General features: G+C 56.6%; 17 protein-coding genes. 11 read left to right on the top strand and 6 right to left on the bottom strand.

The features are described 5' to 3' along the window. Nucleotides 1-41: 41 nt before the first annotated feature. Complete coding sequence (locus LZP73_RS16625; RefSeq protein WP_234236080.1) at nucleotides 42-1418, bottom strand: L-serine ammonia-lyase; 1377 nt, start codon at nucleotides 1416-1418, stop codon at nucleotides 42-44. Nucleotides 1419-1816: 398 nt separating this feature from the next. Here LZP73_RS16625 and nagZ point away from each other — a divergent pair, with 398 nt between their 5' ends. Both nagZ and LZP73_RS16615 read left to right on the top strand, forming a co-directional pair. Then, nucleotides 1817-2845 carry a beta-N-acetylhexosaminidase gene (gene nagZ, locus LZP73_RS16620; RefSeq protein WP_234236079.1) on the top strand — a complete coding sequence of 343 codons (1029 nt, stop codon included), beginning with the start codon at nucleotides 1817-1819 and terminating at the stop codon, nucleotides 2843-2845. Nucleotides 2846-3345: 500 nt separating this feature from the next. Continuing rightward, nucleotides 3346-3621 (top strand): acylphosphatase, encoded by a 276-nt coding sequence (locus LZP73_RS16615; RefSeq protein ID WP_169562236.1) that lies wholly within the window; start codon nucleotides 3346-3348, stop codon nucleotides 3619-3621. Between the two features lie 51 nt (nucleotides 3622-3672). On the opposite strand, the gene LZP73_RS16610 is transcribed toward LZP73_RS16615, so the two are convergent. The 3 genes from LZP73_RS16610 to LZP73_RS16600 form a co-directional block, all read right to left on the bottom strand. Then, nucleotides 3673-4872 (bottom strand): peptidoglycan binding protein CsiV, encoded by a 1200-nt coding sequence (locus LZP73_RS16610; RefSeq protein WP_234236078.1) that lies wholly within the window; start codon nucleotides 4870-4872, stop codon nucleotides 3673-3675. A 17-nt stretch (nucleotides 4873-4889) separates the two neighbouring features. Beyond that, entirely contained in the window at nucleotides 4890-8390 is a 3501-nt protein-coding gene (gene mfd / locus LZP73_RS16605; RefSeq protein ID WP_234236077.1) for a transcription-repair coupling factor, read from the bottom strand. Nucleotides 8391-8469: 79 nt separating this feature from the next. Continuing rightward, a complete protein-coding gene (locus LZP73_RS16600; RefSeq protein ID WP_234236076.1) occupies nucleotides 8470-9084 on the bottom strand; it encodes a hypothetical protein in 615 nt (204 codons plus the stop codon). A 94-nt stretch (nucleotides 9085-9178) separates the two neighbouring features. Between LZP73_RS16600 and LZP73_RS16595 the strand changes: the two genes are divergently transcribed. The 3 genes from LZP73_RS16595 to lolE all read left to right on the top strand — a co-directional run bounded on the left by LZP73_RS16595 (nucleotide 9179) and on the right by lolE (nucleotide 12540). Further along, on the top strand, nucleotides 9179-10411 hold the full coding sequence (locus LZP73_RS16595) for a lipoprotein-releasing ABC transporter permease subunit (RefSeq protein WP_234236075.1): 1233 nt from the start codon (nucleotides 9179-9181) through the stop codon (nucleotides 10409-10411). Between the two features lie 189 nt (nucleotides 10412-10600). Further along, nucleotides 10601-11296, top strand: coding sequence for a lipoprotein-releasing ABC transporter ATP-binding protein LolD (lolD, locus tag LZP73_RS16590; protein WP_169562241.1), 696 nt, complete (start codon nucleotides 10601-10603; stop codon nucleotides 11294-11296). Then, a complete protein-coding gene (gene lolE, locus LZP73_RS16585; protein ID WP_234236074.1) occupies nucleotides 11293-12540 on the top strand; it encodes a lipoprotein-releasing ABC transporter permease subunit LolE in 1248 nt (415 codons plus the stop codon). The genes lolD and lolE overlap by 4 nt, the downstream gene beginning before the upstream one ends. 129 nt (nucleotides 12541-12669) lie before the next feature. Here the strand turns inward: lolE and LZP73_RS16580 are convergent, their stop codons facing one another. After that, nucleotides 12670-13197, bottom strand: coding sequence for a DUF2062 domain-containing protein (locus tag LZP73_RS16580; RefSeq protein ID WP_234236073.1), 528 nt, complete (start codon nucleotides 13195-13197; stop codon nucleotides 12670-12672). A 32-nt stretch (nucleotides 13198-13229) separates the two neighbouring features. Between LZP73_RS16580 and LZP73_RS16575 the strand changes: the two genes are divergently transcribed. The 6 genes from LZP73_RS16575 (at nucleotide 13230) to LZP73_RS16550 (ending at nucleotide 23438) form a co-directional block, all read left to right on the top strand. Next, nucleotides 13230-15599: a DNA internalization-related competence protein ComEC/Rec2 gene (locus LZP73_RS16575; protein ID WP_234236072.1), complete on the top strand. Its 2370-nt coding sequence runs from the start codon at nucleotides 13230-13232 to the stop codon at nucleotides 15597-15599. Between the two features lie 33 nt (nucleotides 15600-15632). Further along, entirely contained in the window at nucleotides 15633-17450 is a 1818-nt protein-coding gene (msbA, locus tag LZP73_RS16570) for a lipid A export permease/ATP-binding protein MsbA (protein ID WP_234236071.1), read from the top strand. Further along, complete coding sequence (gene lpxK, locus LZP73_RS16565; protein ID WP_234236070.1) at nucleotides 17451-18464, top strand: tetraacyldisaccharide 4'-kinase; 1014 nt, start codon at nucleotides 17451-17453, stop codon at nucleotides 18462-18464. Next, entirely contained in the window at nucleotides 18451-18630 is a 180-nt protein-coding gene (locus LZP73_RS16560) for a Trm112 family protein (RefSeq protein ID WP_234236069.1), read from the top strand. Before lpxK ends, LZP73_RS16560 begins: the two co-directional genes overlap by 14 nt. Nucleotides 18631-18982: 352 nt before the next feature. After that, a complete protein-coding gene (locus LZP73_RS16555; RefSeq protein WP_234236068.1) occupies nucleotides 18983-19708 on the top strand; it encodes a lipopolysaccharide kinase InaA family protein in 726 nt (241 codons plus the stop codon). Nucleotides 19709-20345: 637 nt separating this feature from the next. Next, entirely contained in the window at nucleotides 20346-23438 is a 3093-nt protein-coding gene (locus LZP73_RS16550) for an Ig-like domain-containing protein (RefSeq protein ID WP_234236067.1), read from the top strand. Between the two features lie 117 nt (nucleotides 23439-23555). On the opposite strand, the gene LZP73_RS16545 is transcribed toward LZP73_RS16550, so the two are convergent. Continuing rightward, a complete protein-coding gene (locus tag LZP73_RS16545; protein ID WP_234236066.1) occupies nucleotides 23556-25832 on the bottom strand; it encodes a hypothetical protein in 2277 nt (758 codons plus the stop codon). Between the last annotated feature and the right edge of the window lie 235 nt (nucleotides 25833-26067).

The following is a 26067-nucleotide window of genomic DNA, read 5'->3' as shown; positions in this document are numbered from 1 at the left end:
TTTCTGTCAATGCCGCTCGCTGTGACCCGGCTTTCCTGGGGTCAACATTCGACTATGTTTACCGCCAGGCCGCCCTTGGCGGTTTCCTTATACTTGCTGCGCATGTCTTTGCCTGTATCCATCATGGTCTTGATCACCTTATCCAGGGAGACCTTATGATTGCCATCGCCTCTGAGCGCCATTCTCGAGGCGTTGATGGCCTTGATGGCCCCCATGGCATTGCGTTCGATACAAGGCACTTGCACCAGGCCACCGACGGGATCACAGGTCAGTCCCAGGTTGTGTTCCATGCCTATCTCGGCTGCATTCTCCACATGTTCGACCGTGCCGCCCATGATCTCGGTCAAGGCACCCGCCGCCATGGAGCAAGCGACGCCAACTTCACCCTGGCAACCCACTTCGGCACCCGAAATAGAGGCATTCTTCTTATATAGGATGCCTATGGCGGCGGCCGTCAGCAGGTAACGGGCGCAGACATCTATGTCGACTTCCTGCACGAAGGTGTCGTAATAGCAGAGCACGGCGGGGATGATCCCGGCGGCACCGTTGGTCGGTGCCGTGACCACGCGATCGCCGGCGGCATTCTGTTCGTTGACCGACAGGGCAAACAAGTCGACCCAATCCATCGCCGTCAGAGGATCCACGTTGTTGCGGCCTTCGGCCTTGAGGCGACGGTATAAGGCCGGAGCCCGGCGGCGGAGCTTGAGTCCACCGGGTAAGATGCCTTCCTTATGGTAGCCGCGTTCGATACAGGTCTTCATCGTTTGCCAGATATGCCACAGGCGCTGTTTGACATCTTCTTCCGTGGCAATGCTCAGCTCGTTAGCCATCATCAGCGAGGAGATACTGAAACCATGGCTGGCGCATAGCTCCAGCATTTGGGCGGCGCTGTTGAAATCATAGGGCGCGGCCTCGATCGGTGCGGCCGGTGATGCATTTCTTTGGTTGATCTCATCCTCATCGAGAATGAAGCCACCGCCGACGGAATAATAGGTGCGCTGGCATAGGCATTCGCCTGCGCCATAGGCATAGAGCGTCATGGCGTTGGCATGGGCCGGCAGGGATTTGCGTCTGTGATAAAGAATACCGTCTTCGCGGGTGAATTTGACCCGCTTGCCATTGGCTAAAATGAGCGTTTCTTGTTTGGATACGGCATCGAGGATCTGCTCTATGTTCTCAGTGTCGACGGTTTCAGGATCTTCGCCCATGAGCCCAAGAATGACGGCCTTCCCCGTGCCGTGGCCCTTACCCGTTTGTCCCAGTGAGCCAAAGAGTTCGGCACGCAGTTCATCTGTGCTGTCCAGCAGCCCTGATTCGGCCACATGCTGCATGAAGATCTTCCCCGCCTTCATGGGGCCGACGGTATGGGAGCTCGATGGGCCTATGCCGATCTTGAACATGTCAAATACGCTAATCATGATAGAAGCCTTGCTTACTTTAATTATTATTTTAGTCTTTGCGCCGTGGATTGCTCGCGCACTTGTTAGAACCAGAGTAATCTCATCCTGTTAAACAAGCCCCTGGCTTCAGCCTTTGCGGGTCTTGGGTTAGCCAGGATGGCTTGCGGTTCCCCTTAAGTAAGAGTATCCCACAATTCGGGCTCGAAATTGGCATTAGTTTTTTTTATCCAATTGTTCTCGGATTAGCTTGATTAAGGTGGAATATGCCAGCATTCTGCGACGCTGGCTGGATTTAACATTCTTTAGATATAAGCTGAAGTGACAATATTGCCGGGCCGGACAGGGGCGTTTAACCTTGCCTACATCCGGTTATGGCAGCAGATTTTTTAGGTTAATTGGCTATTTTAGGAGGAAGCGTGAGCTACTTAATGTTGGATATCTCATCCGTGGAGCTGAGTGACGCCGAAGCGCGGATGTTGACCCATGCCCAGGTCGGGGGCTTGATCCTCTTCAGTCGCAATTTTAGTGACAGGGAGCAGCTGATTGCGCTGATCAAACAGATACGCAGCCTAAGGCCCGAGCTGTTGATCGCCGTAGATCATGAAGGCGGACGGGTGCAGAGATTCAGGGAAGGCTTCACCGCCATTCCTGCCATGGGAGACATACTGCCGGCGGCCAAGGGAGACAGGCTGTTGGCGCAGCGCTGGGCCAAGGAGTTGGGTTTCCTGATGGCCATCGAACTGCTGGCATGCGACATAGACTTAAGTTTTGCCCCCGTGCTGGATCTCGATGGGATCAGCCAGGTCATAGGCAAGCGCAGCTTCGGCAGCGATGTCGAGGTGGTGAGCTTGCTGGCATCCAGTTTCATCGACGGCATGAGCGAAGCTGGGATGGCCGCCGTCGGCAAGCATTTCCCGGGTCATGGCAGTGTCGCGGCCGACTCCCACATAGCTCAGCCCATAGATGAGCGTGAGCCGGCGCAGATCTTCGGCCAGGACATGCAGCCATTCAAGCGGCTCATAGATGCCCACAGGCTGGCGGGCATCATGCCGGCGCATGTGATTTACCCTAAAGTGGATCCCAATCCTGCCGGTTTTTCGGAGTACTGGTTGAAACAAGTGCTGCGAACCGAGCTTGGCTATCGGGGGATGATCTTCTCCGATGATCTGGGGATGAAAGGCGCCGCCTTTGCCGGTGACTACCCGGCGCGGGCCCGCGCCGCACTGGATGCCGGCTGCGACATGATCTTGGTCTGTAACGACGCCCAGGGCGTGGCTTCATTGCTTGAGGGTTTCAGCTGGCCCGAGCAGGCCCCCCAATACCCGGCGACCTTGCTCAAGCCGAACGCCAAGTCCGTGGCGCAGGCACTGGAAGATGGCGCGCGTTGGGAGAAGGCGAAACAGCTGGCCGAACAGCTCAACCTGGCGCAGTCAAGCCGATCATAAGCTACCCATCCCGGGTGCTTACAGCAAGGCTTGGCCCTTAGCTGCTGTTGCCAGCCCATGACCCAACGCGGCCCGGTTAGGGAGTGGGCCTGCGTTGGGTTCCTGTCTCGCTGTCCAAGCCATGGGAAACTCATGAATCATCTTATTTCTCAGTGGTTTATACGGTACGCCATGAAGAATAACCCGGACAAGTGTGACGCAGATCACACTGGGTGTGCGGGCAGGGGCACTTATTGTTAAAATGCTTGAAAATTATTGTGTTAGTTGTAAAGTGGCGACCGTCCAGCATTTGTACCGCTCGGTAAAATGCTGCTGCCTATATTGACTGTTTACCCACACTTACTGAGCCTCACGGGTTCACAAGTTGCGTATGTCGCCCGACACAGCTAACCGAATTTTCGTTAGCTGTTTTTTTTGCATGGAAAATAAACTGTTATTTTTTGCTGACCTAAGATCTATGAGTTATGTTTTGCATAGCATTATGCGAAGAGGATGCATAGATGAAGCGGGTATTAATCAAAGTGGAAGGGCAGGTGCAGGGGGTCGATTTCAGGCGTTATACCGTGCTCAAGGCCAGAGAACTGGGGATCACAGGTTACGTCAGCAACCAAGCCGATGGCAGTGTGCTCATTCTGGCCCAGGGCAGTCATGCCGCCGTCAACAATTTGCTGCTCTGGTGCGACACAGGCTCGCCCTTGGCTAAGGTGACACGCATCACGGTGGAAGAAGACGAGGCGAATGATATCTACCTCGACTTCTCCATAGTGCAGTCTTAATAGTGCAGTCTTAATAGTACAGTCTTAAAGGAGACCCGCTGCGCCTTTAGTCTATTGCGCCGGCACGGCTTTAGTGCCGGGCTCTCTGTCAGTTTCTTGGTCTGCCTCTTGGACGCTGGGGGGCACCATCTTGCGTATTTGCATCACTATCCCCATCCTGGGATGATCGAAATAATGTATCTCACCGCTCTTTACCCTGCGATTCTGCACCAGTGGAATACTGGCCAGGAAAGGCGTCGGCACTGTTTGCTGCGTCTCCGGTGACTGAGTTGTTGCCGGCGTTTGTATTGCCTGGTCATCGAGTGGCGCCTCTGGTTGCTGCCACTTCTCCACTTCTTCTCGCAAATTCAACGCGGTTTCGATATAGAGGTAGTGACTGAGATAGATATTGATGTCGCCATCCAACTGCCACACGGGGGCAGGCGCTTCAGGCATATCAGCAACGGCAGGCATGTCGGTCACAGCCGGGGTATCGCCACTCAGTGGCATCCGGCTATCTGTTGCCAGATTTTCCCTGTCGCCTCCCGGGACCGCCAGGCTGTCCGGGTCATTCATCGCCGGTATGCTCACTCTCGGCAGGCCATTGGCTTCAAATTCGGCGGCGAAGTTGCGCCCGGCAAACAGCCTGACAGGCACGGCTCTATGTCTGGGCTGCATGTTCTGTTGCCAGCTCATATGCAACAGGCTGGTGTTGCCCGGCTCTCTGGCGAGTTTGGCTATGATGTCCTGAAATTGTCCCTGACTCTCCGCCAGCAGCACAGGCGGACCACCCTGAACCGCGTATTGGGGGCTGCCGGCCGCAACAGACACAGGCACTTGGCTGGGGTAGCTGTAGTGGATTTCTGCGGCTGCTGGTGCACAAGTCGAGGGCGCCGACTCGTCGGCAACACAGTCGGCCTGAACTGGCTGTGCCTGCTGTTCTGCCAGTAGTTGCTGCTCCGGCAGCATTCCCGCTTCCGGCGGCATGGACTGTGCTTGTTGGGCCGACTGGCTCTCCAGTGTTTGTGGCGCCTGCAGCTCCGTCTCTGTCTGCCCAGATCCGAAAGCCGCTATGCTCTGTGGAATGAGGATCCTGGGGGTGATGAGATCCACTTGTTTGCTTGCCTTGGCCGGTGCGACCAACTCAGGCCAGTGTTCGGTCGATGGGGCTTGGCGGGCAAACACATAGACTTCAACTTCGAACCAAGCCTCTTCACTGGCTTCTCTTGCCCAGGTCTGGGCCGACAGGGCGGCCAGGGTGACTAGGGACATAGCAATTTTACCAAGCACTATTTCTCTCCAATACTGTGTTGCGATAATTGCGTCAGCAGTAAGTTAACCAAGGTTAATCTGTCTTTGCTGGTTTCGGCCGGCAGGCTGAACTTTAACTTATTTGGACCTTCCATTCGATAGATTTGTGGCTGACTCTGCAGCAGGCCTATGATGAAGCCGGGATCTATGCGGTGATCTTCGCCAAACTCTATGCTGCCGCCCTTGGCGTGCATTTCTATCTTGGTGGCCCCCAGGGCGCTGGCCCTATGCTTGTAGAGGGTCATCTCCAGCAGGTTGCGAGTGGCGTCCGGCAGCAGACCGAATCTGTCGATCAGCTCGACCTTCATCTCATCCAATGCCCGTTCGTTGTCACAATTGGCGATGCGTTTATACAGCGACAGGCGCACATTGACGTCACCGACATAGTCTTCCGGCAGCAGGGCGGGGATCCTCAAGTCTATCTCACACTGCTGATTGAGCATCTGTGCCAGCGATGGCTCCTTGCCTTGCTTGAGTGCCTTGACCGCGGATTCGAGCATTTCCATGTAGAGGCTGAAGCCTATCTTGGAGATATGGCCGCTCTGCTCATCGCCCAGGAGTTCACCGGCACCGCGGATCTCCAGATCCTGGGTCGCCAGCATGAAGCCGGCGCCGAGATCTTCCAGCGCGTCTATGGCTTCCAGCCGCTTGCGGGCGTCGCTGGTCATGCGCTTGGGATGTGGGGTCATCAGATAGGCATAGGCCTGATGGTGCGAGCGGCCGACCCGGCCACGCAGCTGGTGCAGCTGCGCCAGACCGAAGGTGTCGGCGCGTTCGATCAATATGGTGTTGGCGCTCGGCACATCTATGCCGGTTTCTATTATGGTGGTACACACCAGCACGTTGAATCTCTGGTGGTAGAAGTCGGACATGACCCGCTCCAGCTCCCGCTCGCGCATCTGTCCATGGGCCACCACCACCCGGGATTCGGGCAAGAGATCACGTATGTCCTGGGCACATTTCTCTATGGTCTCCACATTGTTATGCAGGTAATACACCTGACCGCCACGGAGTATCTCCCTCAGTATGGCCTCGCGTACCGTCGGCTTGTCGTATTCACGCACGAAGGTCTTCACCGCCAGGCGTTTGGCCGGCGGGGTGGCTATGATGGACAGATCCCGCATGCCGGACATGGCCATGTTGAGGGTGCGGGGAATGGGGGTCGCCGTCAGTGTCAGTATGTCGACGTTGGCCCGCAGCGCCTTGATCTTTTCCTTCTGGCGCACACCGAACCTATGCTCCTCGTCTATGATGAGCAAGCCCAAGTTGTCCAGTTTGGCGTCGGATTGCAGCAGCTTGTGGGTGCCTATGACGATATCGACCTTGCCTTCGCTCAGGGATTGCAGTACCTGGCTCTGTTCCTTGGCGGTGCGAAAGCGCGACATGACCTCGGTAACGACCGGCCAGTCGGCGAACCTGTCTTTGAAATTCTCATAGTGCTGCTGTGCCAGCAGGGTCGTGGGCACCAGCACCACCACCTGTTTGCCGGCGTTGACTGCGACGAAGGCGGCCCGCATGGCGACCTCTGTCTTGCCGAAACCTACGTCACCGCACACCAGTCGGTCCATGGCGGTGGGGGATTGCATGTCCTGCAGCACGGCCTCGATGGCGCTTTCCTGATCGACGGTTTCCTCGAACGGGAAGCCCTGGGCGAAGCTGGCATACTCGGTTTCATCCAGGCTGCAGGCCTCACCGGGTCTGGCCTGACGCCTGGCGTACACATCCAGCAACTCGGCGGCGACATCCCGGATCTTCTCTATTGCCTTCTTCTTCGCCTTGGCCCAGGTCTCGTTGCCCAGCTTGTTGAGATGGGCCTGCTCGTCCGGGCCGACGCTGTAGCGGCTGATGAGATGCAGCGCCGACACGGGCACATACAGCTTGTCGCCGCCGGCGTATTCCAGCTTGAGGTACTCGGCTACCAAGCCGCCCGTGTCCAGGGTTTCCAGCCCCTGGTAGAGGGCTACCCCATGCTCTAGGTGCACTATCGGCTGACCTACCTTGAGTTCGGCGAGGTTCTTGATCAGCACATCGTTGCTTATCTGTTTCTGTTTTTCCCGTCGGCGCTGCTGGGAGATGCGCTGGCCGAACAGCTCTGTCTCGCAAATCAGGCTGACATCCCCCGTCGTCAGCCTGAGGCGGCAGCCATGGGCCAGAGGAGAAACGATCAGACCAAGGGGGGCATCGTCTGCAAAGAAATCATCCAAGTGGCTGAATAGTTTTGGCTTTATGTTAATTTTAGCCAAGAGATCCAGCAGGGCCTCGCGCCGGCCCTCGGACTCGGCGCTGAACAGCACTCTCGGCGCCGTGGCGGCGTAGTCCTGCAGCGCCTGCAGCGGTTGTTTCAGCTTATGGTTGGCGCCTATCTCGGGCAGGGGACTGGCATCCAGCCTGGGTAAGCCGGCATCGGCCTGTGTTTCTAATTGGTAGCGGGGCAAGGGCTTGAAGGCGGCAAACAATTGCTCCGTCAGCAGATACAATTCCTTGGGTTCAAGCAGTGGCCGCAGGGGATCGACCCGCCTGTCCTCGAAACGTGTCTGCACCTCATGCAGATGGGCCTTGGCCGCCTTCTCTATGTCACCCAGGGTGACCAGCTGGGTCTGGGGCGGCAGGTAATCGAACAGGCTGGCGGTGTCATCGAAGAACAGCGGCAGGTAATTCTCTATTCCCGCCGGCATCAGGTTGCGGCTCACCTGTTGATAGACAGATTCAGGCTCCTTGGCTATCAACTCGAAACGCCGTCTGTATCTTTGGCGGAAACCTTCGATGGCGGCGCTGTCTGTGGGAAACTCCTTGGCCGGCAGCATGCGTACCGCGTCCACGGCGGCGCTGGACCTTTGGGTCTCGGCGTCGAAATAGCGGATAGACTCGACTTCGTCATCGAACAATTCGATGCGCAGCGGTTGCTGGGCGCCGGTGGGGAAGATGTCCAGGATGGAACCGCGAATGGCAAATTCACCGTGCTCATATACTTGCTCGACCAGATGGTAGCCGGTATCCGTCAACTGCTGCCGCATTTGCTGCAAACTGTATCTGTCGCCTTTCTTGAGCAGCAACACATTACCCGCCAGGTAGGCCCTTGGGGGCTGGCGCACCATGAGGGTGGTCACAGGCACTATCACCACACAATGCTCATCGCCGCCCAACTGCGACAGGGTTTCCAATCGCTGGGAGATCAGGTCCTGATGGGGCGAGAAGCTGTCGTAGGGCAAGGTTTCCCTGTCGGGGAACAGGCAGACCCGGATCCGTTCCTTATCCGGGCGCTGCTGGTCCGGGAGACGGGATTCCAGTAAATAGTGCAGCTCAGTTTCCAGCGTCAGCGCGCTCGGGGTATCACTGGTGACTATCAGGGTGGTGCCCGGGTATTGGCGTATGATATTGGCTAATGCCAGGGCCTGGGACGCCCCGCCCAGAGTGGACAGGGTTTGCATCTGGGTGCCTTTCTTAACCGCAGGCGGGGTCAGTACTGAAAAATGCGTCATTGAAATACGGTTAACTGATTTATTCACAAAGAGTTGTGGCCATTGTAGAGGCTTGAATGGTTGGGGGCCAGTGAAAAGTCTACTCCTGGCCGGCTTGCTCCCTGGCTTGCTTGCGCTGTTTCAGCTGCTTCTGTTGCACATTGAGGCTGGCTTTGACCAGCTGCTCTACGTCGGCGTCGAGGATCTGGCTGAAGTCCAACCTGGTATGCCAGCAAGGCGCTGGCGTGTCGCCATTGATTGGGGCCACAGGCGCCGCCTCCACGGAGGAACTCACACTGGCGATGCAGAGTATGGCCACCAGCTCGTCATGGATATAGAGCATCAGCTGATGCTGGCTGCCGATAGGCAAGGGCGCCGGCGTGGCTATCACCAGGCCACTACCGCCAAATTGCATGCCGATATACTTGTCGCCCTGCTGATGCTCACGCTCCAGCACATACTGCAGCACAAGATCGACCTTGCGTGACTGTATCTTGAGGAAGTCGACCACCGCCTTGGCCTCGTTGTCCAATTGGCGCAGTTGCAGCAGGCAATGGGCTTCCAATGCCTTGGCTTCGGTGAGCAACTGCATGCCCTGGGATTGCATGGCACGCAGGCTGGACTCACTGGGTAAGGGTTTATCCTCCGGCCAGGGACTGAGATAGACGGCGAAGTTGTGAGGCACACTAAAATAGGGATTGGCGTCGGTGAACAAGGCTTGCCTCTTTATTTATCGGACTAATAGACCTATTATCGTGCGCATCTTCATGATTTAGCAAGTTCACCACCAAGGACCCGGGCCTTTTTCCATGAATCCAGGATTTTCTTTTTTTGTCGGCCTGCGCTATTGGCGTGCCAGAAAGGCCAACGCCTTCGCTTCCTTTACCACAGTGTTTGCTGTGTCGGGCATCTTCCTCGGGGTCGCTGCCCTGATAGTCGTCAGCTCTGTGATGAATGGCCTCGAAGGCCAGTTGAAGCAGCGTATTCTCGGGGCTGTGCCGCAATTGACAGTCCACAGCCAGGCGCCGCTCGAGGACTGGCAACAAACGGCGACGGCCCTAACCCATATACAGGGTGTCCTGGGGGCGACCCCGAGTGCAACCACTCAGGCCATGGTGCAATCTGTGGCCAACATCAGTGCCGTGCAGGTCTATGGGGTGTTCCCTGAGCATGAAAAACGCCTGTCCGCCATAGCACAGCATACCTATTCCGGGGCCTTCGCCGAACTCGAGGCGGGTGCATACCGCATAGTGCTGGGGGCCGAGTTGGCACGCCGGCTCAAGGTGGCGGTCGGCGACAGTGTACGTTTGCTCAGTGGCGATGGCATCGTCTATTCCCCCCTGGGACCTGTGCCCAGCCAACGTAAGTTTACCGTGGCCGGGGTGTTTGAGATGGGCTCCCAGGTCGATGCCAACCTGGCTTATGTGCATTATAGCGACGTGCGCAGGTTGATGCGCCTGCCGCCACGGGATATCGATCAACTGAGGCTTTATCTGAACGATCCCTTCTCCGCCCAGGCGTTGGCGCCTGAGGTGACTGAGCTCCTGGCCGCCCGTGGGCTGCCGGTATCCACCAGCGATTGGCGCGACAGTTATGGCCAGTTGTTCGGGGCGGTGAAAATGGAGAAAAACATGATGGCGCTGATGCTCAGCCTGATAGTGGCGGTGGCGGCCTTCAACATAGTGTCGGCATTGGTGATGATGGTGGTGGATAAAACCACGGACGTGGCCGTGCTCAAGACCCAGGGGTTGTCGACCCCGGAAGTGATGGGGATCTTCGTGGTACAGGGCAGCCTCAACGCCTTGCTGGGGTTGCTGCTGGGGTTGCTGGTGGGGGTGTTATTGACCCTGAATCTGAATGGCATCTTGATGCAACTGGGCGTGTCCGTGCTCGGTGCCGGTCAGGCACTGCCGGTGAAACTCGCCTGGGAGCAACTGGCTCTGATAGTGGCGGGCACCTTGGGCATCAGCCTGTTGGCGACTGTGTATCCGGCGCTGCGTGCTGCCGGTGTGCAACCGGCCACGGCATTGAGGTATGAATAACATAGGCTGCGAAGCCTATGGCTTAGGGTGGCAAATTTCCAATATCTGGCGTTAGTATTTGGCGTTAGTATCCGGCCTCAGGTGGGGGCCAAAGCCGTCGCCGAACCTGGCCCACTTTCACCCCGCGACCGGCAGCCTGGCTAAGCCAGCTATGCGGGTCGCCCGGGCAAAAAAATAGAGAGAAGGTAAATGCAAGACGTGTTATTGCGAGTCGAGAATGTCAGCAAGGATTACCATGACGGCGCCGTGACTACCCGGGTGTTATCCGAGGTCGAGCTGCAGTTATTCAAGGGCGAACAGCTGGCGATCGTCGGTAGTTCAGGCTCGGGCAAGAGTACCTTGCTGCACATCATGGGCACCCTGGATGCACCCAGTTCCGGGCGGGTGCTCCTGCTGGAGGAAGACCTTTATCGGGTTTCCGCCCGGCGTCAGTCGCAGATCCGTAACCAGGAGCTGGGTTTCATCTACCAGTTTCATCATCTGTTGCCCGAGTTCACAGCGCTGGAAAACGTCGCCATGCCGGCCTTCATCCAGGGGCGGGCGCGTCAACAGGCGCTGGCCGAAGCCGGTGCCTTGCTGGAGCGGGTTGGCCTGGGGCATAGGATGAGCCATATCCCGGCAGAACTGTCCGGCGGCGAACGTCAGCGGGTGGCTATCGCCAGGGCCTTGATCAACAAGCCCAAGCTGGTGCTCGCCGATGAGCCGACAGGCAACCTGGACGCCGTCAGTGGCGATGCCGTCTATGCGCTGATCCGTGAGCTGGCCGAACAGCTGGGCACCGCCTTCGTGGTGGTCACTCATGATCATAAACTGGCCTCGAGAATGGACCGGCAGGTGACCATGAAAGACGGCAAGTTACAACCTCTGTCGGGTCTGGTGCTATGAGGGGCGCATTGCCATTGGCCATAGGCTGGCGCTTCTATCGGGCCAGGCAGGCGAACAGTTTCATCAGCTTCATTTCCTTCGCGTCGACGGCGGGCATCGCCCTCGGCGTCGCCGTGTTGATCTTGGTGTTATCCGCCATGAATGGCTTCGAGCGGGAACTCGAGCAGCGCCTGCTGGGCGTGGTGTCCCATGGCGAGCTCACAGGGGTGAATGAGCCGCTGCATGATTGGCAAAAAACCGTTGCGGATGCGGCCCAGATCCAGGGAATAAGCGCTGCTGCGCCTTTCATCCAGCTGCAGGGACTGGTGCAGAAACCCGGTGGCTTTCAGGGCCTGTCGATCGTCGGCATAGACATAGCCGAAGAGGCCAAGGTCTCGACCTTAGCCGATTATATGACGCCGGCCAGCTGGCAGAGTCTGGCAACGGATGAGAACCATATAGTGCTCGGGCAGGGGCTGTTGGATAAATTGGGTCTCAGGGTCGGCGACATACTGGCACTCTATATGCCGAATAAGACCGCCGAGCAAGGGGGCAGCCTGGGGGCGGCCAAGAGTCATAGGTTTGTGATCTCGGGCAGTTACCGGCTGGGCGGCGAACTGGAGCTCTCCACCGCTTATATACCGCTGCGCTACGCCGCCGAGCTGTTGCAGATGGACGGCGTCTCCGGGGTGCGTATCAAGGTCGATAAGGTGTTCGATGCCCCCGGGCTGATCCGCGAATTGGGTTACAGCCAAGATCAATACCTGTACATCAGCGACTGGACCCGCACCCAGGGGCATCTGTATCAGGATATTCAACTGGTGCGTACCGTGATGTATCTGGTGCTGGCGCTGGTCATAGCCGTCGCCTGTTTCAATATCGTCTCAACCTTGGTGATGGCGGTGCGGGACAAGGCCAGTGAGATAGCGATACTCATGACCATGGGCCTGGACAGGGCGGCCATCATGACCATCTTCATGGTCCAGGGCGCACTCAATGGCCTGTTGGGCTGTGCCCTAGGTGGCCTGATAGGGGTTGCCCTGGCGCTGAACTTGAGCAGTTTCGCCTCTGGCATGGAACAGCTGTTCGGGATGAAGTTCTTGTCTGCCGATGTGTATTTCATCGACTTCCTGCCGTCTCAGCTGCAGTGGCCGGATGCCGCGCTGGTGATCTCCATGGCCTTCGTGATGAGCCTGCTGGCGACCCTGTATCCGGCCTTCAAGGCCAGTCAGATAGCACCGGCCACGGCGCTCGCCGGGCGCTGATCCAGGCTGCCTCATGCAAGATAACTCATACAAGATGCCTCATGTAAGATGCCTGTGCAGCGGCATCAACGTCAGCCAATAAAAAACGCGCTCAGGGCGCGTTTTTTTATGCTCTAGTTCTTGTCAGGCTTACTGCTTGTTGCGGCCATTGCCATTGCTGCGTTGTTGCCATTTAAAGATTATCGAATAGCGCCACAGGCTCTTGATGGTGAGAAAGCCAAGCACGGCGAAAATGGTCCCCAGCACGAAACAGCCGAGCAGAAATGGCGGCCCTATGGTGGCGATCGAAGCTTCTATCCATTGCCAGCTCGCCTGGAAGTCGAAGTTCTGAGGCGTATGGCCCAGGAGCCTGGCACCCAGGAGGTAGGCACCGTAGAAGATGACGGGCATGGTCAGTGGGTTCGTAATCCACACCAAGGCGACCGATACGGGTAAGTTCACGTTAAAGGCGATGGCGAGCGCCGCCGCCAGTACCATCTGAAACGGCATGGGGACGAAGGCCACAAACAGGCCGACCGCAAAGGCGCCGGGGGCCGATTTGCGGTTCAGGGCCCACAGGTTTGGCTTATGGAGCAAGGTTCCGAACATGCGCAGGTGTTTATGGTCCCGCAGCGTTTCCGGCTTGGGCATAAACCTGCTGATAAATTTTTTTGGCATAGGCTGAGATTGCTGTCTTAACTTAATTCACTATGAATGGATTCATGTTTGGCTTTTGTGCCTGTTTATTGTCGGCGATGTTGTGGCCATCACTCCTGCCTGCGCCCCTCATTCCTGTGGTGATCCTGGGGGCTCTCCTACTGGCTAAAATATCCCCGCTGTTGTCAGGAGGTTTGTCGGCCCTGGCCTGGATATCCAGCTTCGGCCTCATCTTATTGCCGTCAGAGGCGCTGCAATTGCCGCCATCTGTCAGTATCAGAGGCGAAATCATAACACTAGTGGATCGAAACAGCGACTGGGTTAGTCTGGATATCGCATTAATTAATCGAAATTTAATCTTGGCCCACTTACCCTTGCCCAGACCCAAGCTCAGGCTGACATGGCGGGATCCGCCGCCGCTCGCCCCAGGGCAGATCTGGCGTCTCGAACTCAAACCCAAAGGGCTCAGCAGCCTGCTGGATCAGGGCGGTTATAACCAGCAGAAACACCTCATCAGCCAGCATATCATAGCCAGGGGCAGAGTGATCCATGGTGAGTTGCTGCTGACGCACACTTCGGTGCGCCAAGCATGGCTGACCCTCTTGTTGCCCGTGCTGAGGCCCCTGGAGAGGGGAGACATACTGCTGGCCCTGTTGCTCGGCGACAAACGCCTCATAGGGGCGCAGCGCTGGCAGGCGTTGAGGCAAACGGGCACAGGCCATCTGGTGGCGATTTCCGGGTTACATCTGTCCGTGGTGGCGGCCTGGGTCTATGCGTTAGCGCTCTGGTTTGGACGCCTCTGGCCCAGTCAGGGGCGGCGTAATTTACTGATCGCATTGACCTTGGCCGCCGGCAGCGCCTGGGGTTATGCCTATCTGGCGGGCTTTGGCATAGCCACCCAGAGGGCCTTGTTGATGATCTTGCTGCTGATGTTGCTGGGGGCGCTGCGGCGCTTCTCCTCGCCCTGGGAGCGACTCCTGACCGCCTTATTCCTGGTGCTGCTCATCTCTCCCTTTGCCGGCCTGAGCGCCGGTTTCTGGCTGTCATTTTCGGCGCTGGCGATTATCCTGTTCAGCCTCCAGAGCTACCCCCATGCGGCCCAGCTTGCCGATGCCGATGCCAGTGCCCATGCAGATGCCAGTGCACAGACGGATCCTGGCATAGCCACCAGAGTCGGCCTGTGGGCGCGGCAATTCTGGGCAGTCCAATGGCGTCTTAGCCTGGGGCTGGGCTTGCTGCAGGCGCTATTGTTTCAGGGGTTCAGCCTCCATAGCCTATGGCTGAACCTGCTGCTGGTGCCTTATTTCAGTTTCCTGGTGATCCCGCTGGTGTTGCTGGTATTCATACTCTGGGATCTGGGGCTGGCGTTTGGCCAGGACTGGCACTGGCTCTGGGTGCTGGCCGATGCCAGTCTGCAGCCCTTCGCCGCCTTGCTCGCCTTCAGCAATCGGCTGCCGGCCCATTGGCTGCAGCCCTCACAGGCCATGCTGGCGGCGGCCATATTCGCCGGGCTGGGCTTGCTGTTTTTGCTCAAGGCCAGGCCATCGGCCCATGCCGGCTGGCCGCGTTGGGGCTGGCATTTGGCTCTGTCGGTCTGCTTGCTGCCGGCGCTGTTGTCGCTCTGGTTGACCTTGTACCCGATAGCGCAGGTACGCTGGCGGGTGCATCTGCTCGATGTAGGTCAGGGGCTGGCCGTGGTGGTGGAAAAGTCGGGCAGGGCACTGTTGTACGACACAGGCGCCGCCTTCGGCGATTTCAGCTATGCCGAGCGGGTGATCTTGCCATTTCTGAGCAGCAAGGGCTTGTCGGCACTCGACTATCTTGTCATCAGCCATGGCGACAACGATCACGCCGGCGGAGCGCGGACCATGCTGGCAGCCTTCGCTGAGGCCAGGGTGATCTCGGATCTGCCCGAATTCGGCCAGATAAATTGCCGCCCCAAACGCCTCGCCTGGCAGGGGTTGAGCCTGGAGATCATGGGGCCGGCGCAAGCGGTTGCGGGCAACAATGGTTCCTGTGTCATCCGCATCGGCGATGAGCGGCAGAAGCTGCTGCTCACTGGGGATATAGAAGCCGATGCCGAACAGGCCTTGCTCGCCGGCGGGGCGCAGCTGCACAGCCAGGTGCTGATAGCCCCCCATCATGGCAGCAGAACCTCGTCATCCCCGGCGTTTATCGCCGCTGTGGCGCCCGAGTTGGTGCTGTTTCCCGCCGGGTTCGAAAATCGCTACGGCTTTCCCAAGGTGGACATAGTGCAACGTTACCGGGCACTGGGGATCCGCGCCCTGAGCACGGGGGAGGCCGGCCAGATCAGTGTGCTTTTTAATCGCGACAAACGGGTCGTCAGCGGCTATCGCGCTGATTTGGCGCCTTTTTGGTATAACCGTTTGTTTAGATTTGGTGAGACGCCCAAACCGGAGTAGAATGCTCACTTTGCCATTATCTCAGTGTTATCAATGACAACATCGCCAAAAAATGAAATCTGGACAGTCTTCAAGCGACTGATGGGGTATCTCAAACCGATGAAAGGCATGTTTATGCTGTCGGTATTGGGTCTGCTGACCTATGGCCTGGTCGACGCCGCCTTCATCGCCTTCATTAAACCTTTCATCGACGAAGGGTTTTCCGGCCAGAGTGCCGTGCCTTCCGTGACGTCACTGACTGGCGGGGTAGGCATGACCTCGGATGGTTTCAAGGCAAATAAGGATGTGTTGACCCTGGCACCGCTGGTGGTCATAGGCATGTTCGCCCTGCGGGGATTGGCCAACTTCGTGTCCACCTACGGCATCTCCTACATGAGCGCCAGGCTGATAATGGACATGCGCCAACAAGTGTTCGAGCACTATCTGAGCCTGCCCGTCAGCTATATCGACAGAGAGAATACCGGCAATCTGATCTCCAAGGTGACCTTCGATACCGAGCAGATAGCCAGAGCCTCGGGCAGCGCCCTGATTTCCATCGTTCGCGACAGCATCACTGTGGTCGGCATGCTGGCGCTGATGTTCTTCTACTCCTGGAAATTGTCGCTGTGCATCCTGGTAATAGGTCCCGTCATGGGGCTGGTGATCAGTGTGGTGAGCCGACGTTTCCGCAAGGTTTCCAAGCAGATCCAGGCCGCCATGGGTGGGGTGACTGCGACCACAGAACAGATGATCAAGGGGCATAAGAATGTGCTGGCCTTTGGCGGCCAGGAAACCGAAGCCAGGCGTTTTGCCCAGATCAACGACAGAAACCGCCACCAGAACATGAAGCTGGCGGTGGCCCAGTCCGTGAGCCAACCTGTCATCATGGTGATAGGCTCCTTCGCACTGGCATTTGTGCTCTATGCCGCCAGCTTCGACAGCATGAAAACCGACCTGACAGCCGGTACCTTCGCCACCATTCTTGCCGCCATGTTGGGCATGCTGCAACCCATCAAGAATCTCACCCGGGTGAATGCCGAGTTCCAGCGTGGCATCGCCGCTTCGACCACGGTGTTCGAACTGCTGGATACAGAGCCAGAGGAAGACAATGGCCATTACGAGGTTGCCAGAGCCGCGGGTAATCTGAGGTTTGACGACGTCAGTTTCCGTTATGCCAATCAGGACAAGCTGGCGCTCGATGGGGTGTCGTTTGAGGTTCGCCAGGGGCAAACCCTGGCGCTGGTTGGCCGTTCCGGCTCGGGCAAGTCGACCATCGCCAGTCTGATCACCCGTTTCTATGCAGGTTTGGAGCGGGGCGACATCTTGCTCGACGATGTCAGCATCTATGATTACAGCCTCAAGTCGTTGCGTAATCAGGTTGCCCTGGTGTCGCAGCAGGTGACCCTGTTCAACGATACCATAGCCAACAACATAGCCTACGCCTATCCGGGAGAAGTGACCCGTGAACAGATCATCAAGGCCGCCGAGTTGGCCTATGCCATGGAGTTCATCGAGGCCTTGCCTGAGGGCCTGGATACCCAAGTGGGTGAGAACGGTGTGCTCCTGTCCGGCGGCCAACGTCAGCGCATCGCCATCGCCCGTGCCATGCTGCGCGATGCGCCTTTGCTGATCCTGGATGAAGCCACCTCGGCGTTGGATACCGAGTCGGAGAAGGCGATTCAGCTGGGCCTGGATAACTTGCGGCAGAACCGTACCTCTGTGGTGATAGCCCATAGACTGTCGACTATCGAGAGCGCCGATCAGATCTTGGTGGTCGATCAGGGCAGGATAGTCGAGCGGGGTACCCACAAGTCGCTGCTCGAACAAAATGGCATGTACGCCAAGCTTTATCAGATGCAGTTCGGCAGCTAGATGCAAGCTTGGGTAAATCGTCTCTGGTATCTAAGACACCCGGCGCGTTGGTTGCTGGCGCCCCTGTCGCTGCTGTTCATGCTGCTGACGGCGCTGCGTCGCAGCCTGTATCGCCTGGGGCTCAAGAAGACCAAGGTTTTGCCTGTGCCCGTGATAGTGGTGGGAAACATCAGTGTCGGCGGCGTCGGCAAGACGCCGACCGTGCTCTATCTCATCCAGTTGCTGCGTGCGGCGGGTTATAAGCCTGGAGTGATAAGCCGGGGCTACGGCATCCACATAGACGGGGTGAAAAGCGTGTTGCCGGGGGCCAAGGCCGAGGATGTGGGGGATGAACCTGCCATGATAGTGGCGCGAACCCGCGTGCCCATGGTGGTCGGCCCCAATCGTATCGCCGCTGGGCGCAGGCTCATCGCCGAGTTCGATGTCGATGTCATTCTCTGCGACGATGGCTTGCAACATTATGCGCTGCACAGGGACCTGGAGTTGGCGATCCTCGATGGCGAGCGACGCCTTGGCAATGGCCTGTTGTTGCCGGCGGGGCCGCTGCGCGAAGGGGCCTGGCGACTGCAGATTGTCGATTGGGTGCTGGTCAACGGCGGTGAGGCGCGGGCGGGGGAGTGGCTGATGACGCTGCAACCCGGTGAGCTCAAGGCCGTGGGACAGGACACCAGACTCGCCCCTCCGCGCCCCGGGCAGGAGGTGATCGCCATGGCGGCCATAGGTCATCCGGCACGTTTTTTCGGCACTCTGGAGACACTTGGGTATCGGCTGAAACAAGGCGTCGCCTTCGCCGATCATCAAGCTTTCCAGCTTGAAGCCTTGCAGGCGCTGGCCCGGAACCTGCCCTTGCTGATGACAGAAAAAGATGCGGTAAAATGCCGTGATTTTGCACAAGAGAACTGGTGGTATCTGGCAGTCGATGCCAAAATAGCACCACAATTTGACAGCCAGTTGCTGAGCCGGCTCAAGGCCGTGATTGAGGCTAAACGAGGAACCCCAGATGGCATTCGATAAAAAACTGTTGGACATAGTGGCTTGCCCTGTTTGTAAAGGCAAACTCGAATACGATAAGGCGGCGCAGGAGTTGATCTGTAAGGCTGATAAGCTGGCTTACCCCATCACAGAAGGTATCCCTGTCTTGTTGGAAAATCGTGCCAGAGAGTGGCATAAGGCGGATTAATCCCGGCGTCACTCCGGCTGTAGCGCTTCCCTGTGAAGCGCTTTTTTATGCCTGTCGCTTGGCCATACGCCCATTGCTAGATGCCCATAGCTACAGGCTCATAGACTCTTGCCGGTGCACTGGGAGCCGGCCGATAACAGGTGCTGTCGGTACCTCAGCAGGAGCCAGGCACTAGAGAGTGTTAATGTTGTCAACTTGATTAATGGCAGTAGATTGTGTTTTTGTTTTTATCAAAATGTAACGAAATAACCGTCTAAGTGGTTAAATATGCTTGATTTTATTGTCTGAGAATTGATTCGCTTCATGGCCTTATTTATACTCGGCGCCGTTCATTGGAATGGAGTCCCGGAGTATGAATTCCCCGTCATTTAATCACCTGGTTACCAACATGCTGGCCGCTCATCCAGGTGAGCGCGTCTGCCAGTTTGAGTATGAAGGCAAGAAATATTGGTTGAAGCAAACCGAACGTCTCCAGGGCGCCATGCGTTTGCTGAAGGCCGATCCGCATCAATCCTTTCTTAAAGAAGTTCAGGTGCTGCAACGCTTGGCCGAGCTACAGGCTCCGGTACCTAAGCTTATCCAGGCCGACGAGCATTATCTGGTGCTGGAGGATGTCGGTCCAACCGTCAATCAATGGCTGTCGGCTCCCGGGTTGGAACCCACTTGTCTGCAGAGCATATTGAACGATAGCGCCAAGGCGCTGGCAGGGCTGCATGGGATGGCACTGGCTCACGGCAGACCGGCATTGAGGGACATCAGCTGGCAGCAAGGGCGGGTGACTTTCATTGATTTTGAAGCTAATCAACAAGATAGTAACCTGCTGATGCAACAGATCAGGGACCTGTTGGTTTATATTCATAGCCTGTATCGTTATCTGGGACCGGCGGAGCAGATGATTGGCGAGGCCATTAAGCATTACCGCAACACGGGCGGTGAAAGGGTGTGGCGTCATACCCAAGCTTTGTTGGCCGGCTGGCAATGGCTGGGTTTCCTGCTGCGGCCCTTTCGTCATCGTGGTGGACGGGATCTGAAACCCATTTACTGGGTACTCAGGTCGTTCAGGGCTGAGCAGAGTTAGCCCATCCCTCATATCATTTTTGCTCCAGGCTTCTTGGTGTTAAATATCGTCATTTCGTCTGTTTTTGGTTTTTTATGTCGAAAAACCTCTTGTTCAGGTGTTATTCAGGTCAATGCTCTGAAGTGGGGTGAGAGGGTTTTTGCTAAAATCAGGCTTTGGGTGAATAGTGCTGCAAAAGCAGCTTTTTTTACCAATAATGCTAATTGTTAGCAAATATTACATTTTAGCAACACCTCGAAAATTAGGTGCTTACATACGCCAGGTTCCAGTGTTTTAAACTGAAAATTGACTACATTTTGGTCAATAATGTCGTTTTGTTGATTATTTACGTTGAAAATCAGACTATTATGACGGTAGTGATTGTAAGCAAATTTATTTTACCGCTTTACCTTTGATTCTGATACAAATTCAAAAAAACAACCCAAAAACGATCAAAAAATAAGCGATTGTTGGTTGTAATATCGTCAACCCCTTTGCTAGTATGCCGGCTGTTTTTACTCACAAAGCCAGTAAAACCCTGGGTTCAACCGGGTTGGAGGCCGAGTGATGTTGTTTAGCGGTTTCAAGAATAATTGACTCGGCCTTAGGGACCGGGGCGCTAGATTATTTGTATTGTTTAGGGGTAATGAATTTGAACATGAAGAATGTCTTAGTGGCATCGCGCTTTGCCGCGACTCACTTTTCCCGGTTGAGTGCCTTGACACTCCTGGCACTGGCATCGGCCACCACGGTTTCTGGGCCTGCCTTGGCCAAAACACAGAGCCATGACTCTCACGCCCAAATCCACCTACCTCAAGGTAAAGCACACAAGGCCAGGGCTGCCAAAGCCAGGGCCGACAAGCAACAAACCGAGCAACAGACGTTGGCGTTGGCCGGACTGATGGCGGAGTATCGCCATGCAGCCAAGGCCGCCGACGTCAACGGCGCCAGGGCATCACGGGATGCTGAATTAGCGCAACAACTGCTGGAGCTGACCATCGCCCGTCAGGCCGCTCAGAGTGAGTTGCTCAAGACAGATCCCGGCGCTGCGGTGCGCAGCGTGCTACCCGAATCCAAACGCGCCGGCCTGCCGGCCGAGGTCGAGGCCAGGCTGGCACATCAGGGCGAGCTGCAAGGTGAGCTTGAAGTCGTCTATGAAGATTTCGAGGATCCCAGCCTGAATCGTTTACATCATACGCTGGTGACCGACAAGGGCCGGGTGGCATTGCATCTGCCCGCCAATGCCCGGACTGCACAGTTGAAAACCGGCGACAAGGTACGGGTCAAGGGCTGGCAGTTCAATGATGGCCGGCAAGATGCGGCCAACGGTGACTTGGTCGTCGATGAGGCTCAAGACGGTTTGGTGGTATTGGCGGCGGGCGCCGACACTCTTGCCAGCACGAGTTCTGTCTCTACCATGACGCCACTGTCGGGCACCAAGGGCGAGCAGAAGCTGCTGGTGCTCATGCTCAACTTTCAGGACAATCCGAGTGTGCAACCCTGGACTGCGGCACAGGTGCAGCAGATGGTGTTTGGCACAGTCAATGATTACTACCGGGAAGCCTCCTACGGCCAGACCTGGCTCACGGGAGATGTGAAGGGCTATTACACCTTACCCATCAACACCACCTGTGATTACTTCGGCATGGACAGCTATGCGCAGCAGGTCGCCAAAGATAACGGCATAGATTTGAGCCAGTACCAACGCCTGGTGTACATGTTACCCCAGAACAGCGCCTGTGGCTGGCGTGGTCAGGGCACAGTAGGTGGTGTTCCTTCAAGAGCTTGGCTCAATGGCGAACTCAATCTGCTCACCATAGGCCATGAATTGGGCCACAACCTGGGGCTCAAGCATGCCAAAGAACTCAGCTGTGGCAGCGGCTATATCAGCGATGCCTGTATCGCTATTACCTACGGCGATGTGCTGGATATCATGGGTAAATCCGAGGGCCATTTCAACGCCTTCAATAAAGAGCGGCTGGGCTGGCTGAGCGCCGAACAGGGTGAAATAGTCACTGCAGACAAGGATGGCAGTTTCCTGCTGGAACCCTATGAGACAAGTTCGAACGGTGTGGCCAAGGGGCTCAAGGTGCGCCGCGGCGTAGACGCCACTACTGGCGAGCCGTTGTGGTACTACCTGGAATATCGTCAACCCACAGGTTTTGACGGTTTCCTTTCGGGCAAGGCGGATACGGCCGGGGTGTTGGTGCATCTCAATGACAGCGCCGAAGACATAGAAAGCAGCCAACTGCTGGACATGACTCCCAAGAGTGCGCTCAATGATCTGGACGATGCCGCCCTGTCGGTGGGTCGCAGCTATACAGATAGCGTTGCCGGTGTGACCATCACCACAGAATGGGCCGATAGCTCGGGCGTTGGTGTCAACGTCAGTTATTCAGGTGGCACGGGCACCAGCTGTGTCAGGGCCAATCCCGCTTTGGCGCTGTCACCCAATACCAGTGCCTGGGTCGCTCCCGGCACTGGCGTGAGCTATAGCGCGACCGTAACCAACCGCGACAGCCAGGACTGCGCCGCCAGCAGCTTTGCCGTCTCGGCACAGGTGCCTGCCGGCTGGAGTGCCACGAGCAATAGCCTGAATTTGGCGCCGGGTGCCAGCGGCAGCGTGACCCTGACGGTGACCTCGTCAGCCAGTGCGGCCGACGGCTTCTATGACATCAACATCAGTGCCAAGAATGGCAGCGACAGCCAATATCAGAGCAGTGGCCTGGTGAGCTATGTAGTGGAGACCCCGGTTGCGGCCTGTGTGTTGGCTAACCCTGTGTGGTCACTGACGAGCAACAGCAGCGGTGCAGTCGCACCAGGTACAGCTGTGACTTATCAGGGCATGCTCAAGAGCAATGACAGCGACAGCTGCGCCGCCTCGACTTTCGATGTGGCAGCCAACCTGCCCACCTCCTGGAGCGCCGACACTGCCAGTGTCAGCCTGGCACCGGGCGAGGCGAAGGCCGTGAGCATCACTGTGACTTCGTCTTCGACTGCTGTTGACGGCGTGTATGATTTCAGCCTGTTGGCCCGCAATCGCAACAACCTGAGCTATCAGGCGTCTGCCAGCGCCAATTATACAGTGAGTGCGCCGCTGCCGGCATGCAGCTTGGCCGCGCCGCGCATCACAGTTGCCAACCCTGTTGGTTTGGAGCTGGCCGCCGGCAGTTTACAAAGCTACAGCGTCACAGTGACCAATCAGAACAGTCAGGGATGTGATGATGCCGGCTTCAATCTGTCTGCTTCTGTGCCTGCGGGTTGGAGTGCCAACAGCGCTAACCTGACCCTGGCGAGTGGTGCCAGCAAGACGGTGAGCCTGGGCGTGACCTCGGCAGCGACGGCCATATCCGGCAGCTACAGCCTGACGTTGACGGCGCGCGACAGTGTTAACAGCGGTTACCAGACCAGCACCTCAGTCAGTTACACTGTGGCCGCCAAGGTCAACAGCGCACCTGTGGCGGTTAATGACAGTGTCGCCATGTCGAGCAAGACGTCCATCAGCATCAATGTGCTGGGCAACGACAGTGATGCCGACGGTGACAAGCTCAGCATCAGTGGCGTGACTCAGGGCGCCAAGGGCAGTGTACAAATTATGGCCGGTGGCCAGCTGGTATATACCCCGTTTAAGAGCTTCAAGAGCGGTGACAGTTTCAGCTACACAGTCACAGACGGTCAAGCCACAGCGACCGCCACTGTGGTAGTCAGCCTGACAAGCTCGGGCGGCAGTAACGGTAAGGGTAAGAGATAACCGCTGAAGTCTGCAGCCGAACAAAAAAAGGAGCCTGGGCATTGCCCAGGCTCCTCTGTCATTTCTTATCGCAGTTACAACACAGTGGGATCACACCGGTATCAAGCTTGCCGGCGCTTACTCAATTGTGTGTACCTCAATCGATACATCATTGGTTGAATCATCCCCTTCATCGTCTTCCACTCTGACAATGACATCATTGAGGAAGTTAATCGGATCTGTGTTTTCCAGTCCAGGTTTGAACTCTATGGTGAAGGCGCAGCTGTAGGTATCTGTGCCAGAACCGTTATAGCCCAGTTCCTGACCATCGACGCAGCCTGCATAGCCAACACCGTCGAAGTCACCTCCGCCGTTGATCAGCCTGAAGCCGGGAACATCGGCACCGCCAAACACACTGACACCCGCGACAGTCATCAGCGTTAGGTTGACGTTTTCTATGCCGGCGTTATGCAGCTCCAGTACCACCAGCATGCTGGCGGCAAACTTCATATCTGTGGCTGGTGAACCAGGAATGAAGGTGACAGTGGCATCGTCCATGTCTTGCACCGGTTGGCCATCTTCGTCCACACCGTCTATGGTGGCAAGGTTGACATGTACATCACCCGCATTACCTTTCAGCTGCTCAGTGATGGTACAGCTGGCGTATTCACCCGGCAGCAGCATGAAGCCATTGAGTGGGGTAGGTGCAATAGGTGCACCGTTCAACATGTCGACCATACAGTCGCCGGTGATGTCACCGAAGATAGTATCTGTCAGGCTGCTGAAGGTGACCTTGTCGACACCGGCCGCATCTACACTGAACTCGAAGGTGTAGTCGACCGCGCGGGTGACGGCAGGATCGTCACCTGTTTCCAGTACCGAGGTTGGGTTGGCAGTCTTGATGAGATCAATCATCGAAGGCACATCGTTGATCACCACGGTTTCAGAGTCTGAATTAGTGGCTTCATCGGCTTCATTATCCACCGCCTTGGCTGTGGCAATGTTGGTGTGTGAGCCGGCGCCTGAGCCGCTGATAAATTCGTCGAAACTACATTCATAGAAATCATTGTAGGCAATATAACCGCCTGTGGCACAAGTACCTTTACCGTTAAGATCACCGAACTTGTCATCCATCAGACTGGTGAGCAGCAGAGGTGAATCCCATGTATCTGAGGTGTTGTCGACCCTTACTGTGTAAGTGACTGTGTCGCCAGACTCGGGTACCTGATCAGGACTGGCAGACTTGAGTACGCTGATGGTGGGTGGCAGGTTAGTGACCTGTACCTGGATCACGTTACTGCAGTGATCGCCATCAACGCCACCCACAGCGGCGCAGGTGTTACCGTCGGTAACAGGGGAGCCATTCTTGTCTTCGAGTGATAACTTGATCAGGTCATTGTATAACTCGGGACTCTGATCGTCCGGCAGATCTGTGTCGACGATATGCACAGTGAACTGACAGCTGTAGGAGCCGCTTGGGGCGATTTCACCGCCGTTGGCAGGTTTAGTACAGTTGCTGGCAGTCAGGTAGAGACCGTCGGTTGAACCGGCTGAGCCTGTGGCGCCCCAGAGATCGAAGGTAGTTTCATAACTGCCGTCGGCGCCTGTGTCTATCACATCGCTGAGCGAGGTGAGGTACAGGGCTGTCTTAGTGTTGGGGTTGGTGAAACTCACACTGTAGGTGTATTCGCCTCCAGGTTCAGTATGAGTATTGGTGCCTATCAGGGTTTTGACCACGGTTGGTGGGTTGGGTTTGATGAATACGTCTATGTCAAAGGAGTCACAACGACACTTGGATGGAGTGCCGGGAGCGGCTGGGTCATCTTGGCTACAGTCTGCTCCTGTCTTGTTATGCCAGGCCATACAATAGTTGAATTCTGCCTTGCCGGAATTGTCATCGTCACGGCAGAACAGAGTGATCTCTTCTGCTTCATATAAGTGGGTTGGGTTAAAGCCTGCCGCCTTACTTATGTCGGCACAGGCATCCAGGCCTTCTTCCAAGTCTACCCCTGGGCCATCGGTTTGACCCAGCAGAATGGAACAAGTGTTATCCGGGTTGGAATCCTGGGCACTCCAGCTGCCTTCGGGCAGATAGACACTGTAGTCGTAACGCTCGTTGGCCGTGGTGGTGATGGTGACGTCGGCCAGGAAGGTGACTTCCGAGCCCAACACGCATTCCACGGGATCCCCTGGGTTATCAATATTCTTGATGTTATCTACCTTACTCACCCGCACGTCGTTGGCGGTACAGTTAAGGTTGAAACCTGCCTGTTCGGCCATACAGGCCTGGTCCATCTTCTGTGGGAAGAAGGAGGCGTTGGCGGGCGTGAGACTGGTAGCACCATAGAGGAAGGCGCTGCTTATCAGGGTAACGCCCAGTGCCCTGGTAAGCCGGTTACAATTGAATCGTTTCATGATATTTCCCATCCATTTCATTGTTTCAAATCAGTTATGGAAAGTCATAAGAAGCCTGTCATAAGAGGTCGGTCATAGGGGGCACAGGACTCCCAGTCATCGGATCTACTCACTACATTCTTCAGGTAACAACTTGTATAAAATGGTAAAACGAACTTTTTATGCTAACTGTGTCGATTGGTAGCCCTGCTGCCTATCCGGACCTTGATTGCGGTCCTGTGGCTCTGCTGCAGTG

Origin of the sequence: Shewanella sp. AS16 (genome assembly GCF_021412365.1) — a bacterium.
Taxonomy (GTDB): Bacteria; Pseudomonadota; Gammaproteobacteria; order Enterobacterales; family Shewanellaceae; genus Shewanella; species Shewanella salipaludis.
This window is presented reverse-complemented; position numbering and strand designations above follow the sequence as displayed.

Excerpts from the sequence above, each read along its gene's own strand:
- lolE (WP_234236074.1), top strand. The coding sequence starts at position 11,293 with ATGAGGGGCGCATTGCCATTGGCCATAGGCTGGCGCTTCTATCGGGCC.
- lolD (WP_169562241.1), top strand. The coding sequence starts at position 10,601 with ATGCAAGACGTGTTATTGCGAGTCGAGAATGTCAGCAAGGATTACCAT.
- LZP73_RS16625 (WP_234236080.1), bottom strand. The coding sequence starts at position 1,418 with ATGATTAGCGTATTTGACATGTTCAAGATCGGCATAGGCCCATCGAGC.
- LZP73_RS16580 (WP_234236073.1), bottom strand. The coding sequence starts at position 13,197 with ATGCCAAAAAAATTTATCAGCAGGTTTATGCCCAAGCCGGAAACGCTG.
- LZP73_RS16615 (WP_169562236.1), top strand. The coding sequence starts at position 3,346 with ATGAAGCGGGTATTAATCAAAGTGGAAGGGCAGGTGCAGGGGGTCGAT.
- mfd (WP_234236077.1), bottom strand. The coding sequence starts at position 8,390 with ATGACGCATTTTTCAGTACTGACCCCGCCTGCGGTTAAGAAAGGCACC.
- LZP73_RS16595 (WP_234236075.1), top strand. The coding sequence starts at position 9,179 with ATGAATCCAGGATTTTCTTTTTTTGTCGGCCTGCGCTATTGGCGTGCC.
- LZP73_RS16575 (WP_234236072.1), top strand. The coding sequence starts at position 13,230 with ATGAATGGATTCATGTTTGGCTTTTGTGCCTGTTTATTGTCGGCGATG.
- LZP73_RS16545 (WP_234236066.1), bottom strand. The coding sequence starts at position 25,832 with ATGAAACGATTCAATTGTAACCGGCTTACCAGGGCACTGGGCGTTACC.
- LZP73_RS16555 (WP_234236068.1), top strand. The coding sequence starts at position 18,983 with ATGAATTCCCCGTCATTTAATCACCTGGTTACCAACATGCTGGCCGCT.
- LZP73_RS16610 (WP_234236078.1), bottom strand. The coding sequence starts at position 4,872 with ATGTCCCTAGTCACCCTGGCCGCCCTGTCGGCCCAGACCTGGGCAAGA.
- msbA (WP_234236071.1), top strand. The coding sequence starts at position 15,633 with ATGACAACATCGCCAAAAAATGAAATCTGGACAGTCTTCAAGCGACTG.
- LZP73_RS16560 (WP_234236069.1), top strand. The coding sequence starts at position 18,451 with ATGGCATTCGATAAAAAACTGTTGGACATAGTGGCTTGCCCTGTTTGT.
- lpxK (WP_234236070.1), top strand. The coding sequence starts at position 17,451 with ATGCAAGCTTGGGTAAATCGTCTCTGGTATCTAAGACACCCGGCGCGT.
- LZP73_RS16550 (WP_234236067.1), top strand. The coding sequence starts at position 20,346 with ATGAAGAATGTCTTAGTGGCATCGCGCTTTGCCGCGACTCACTTTTCC.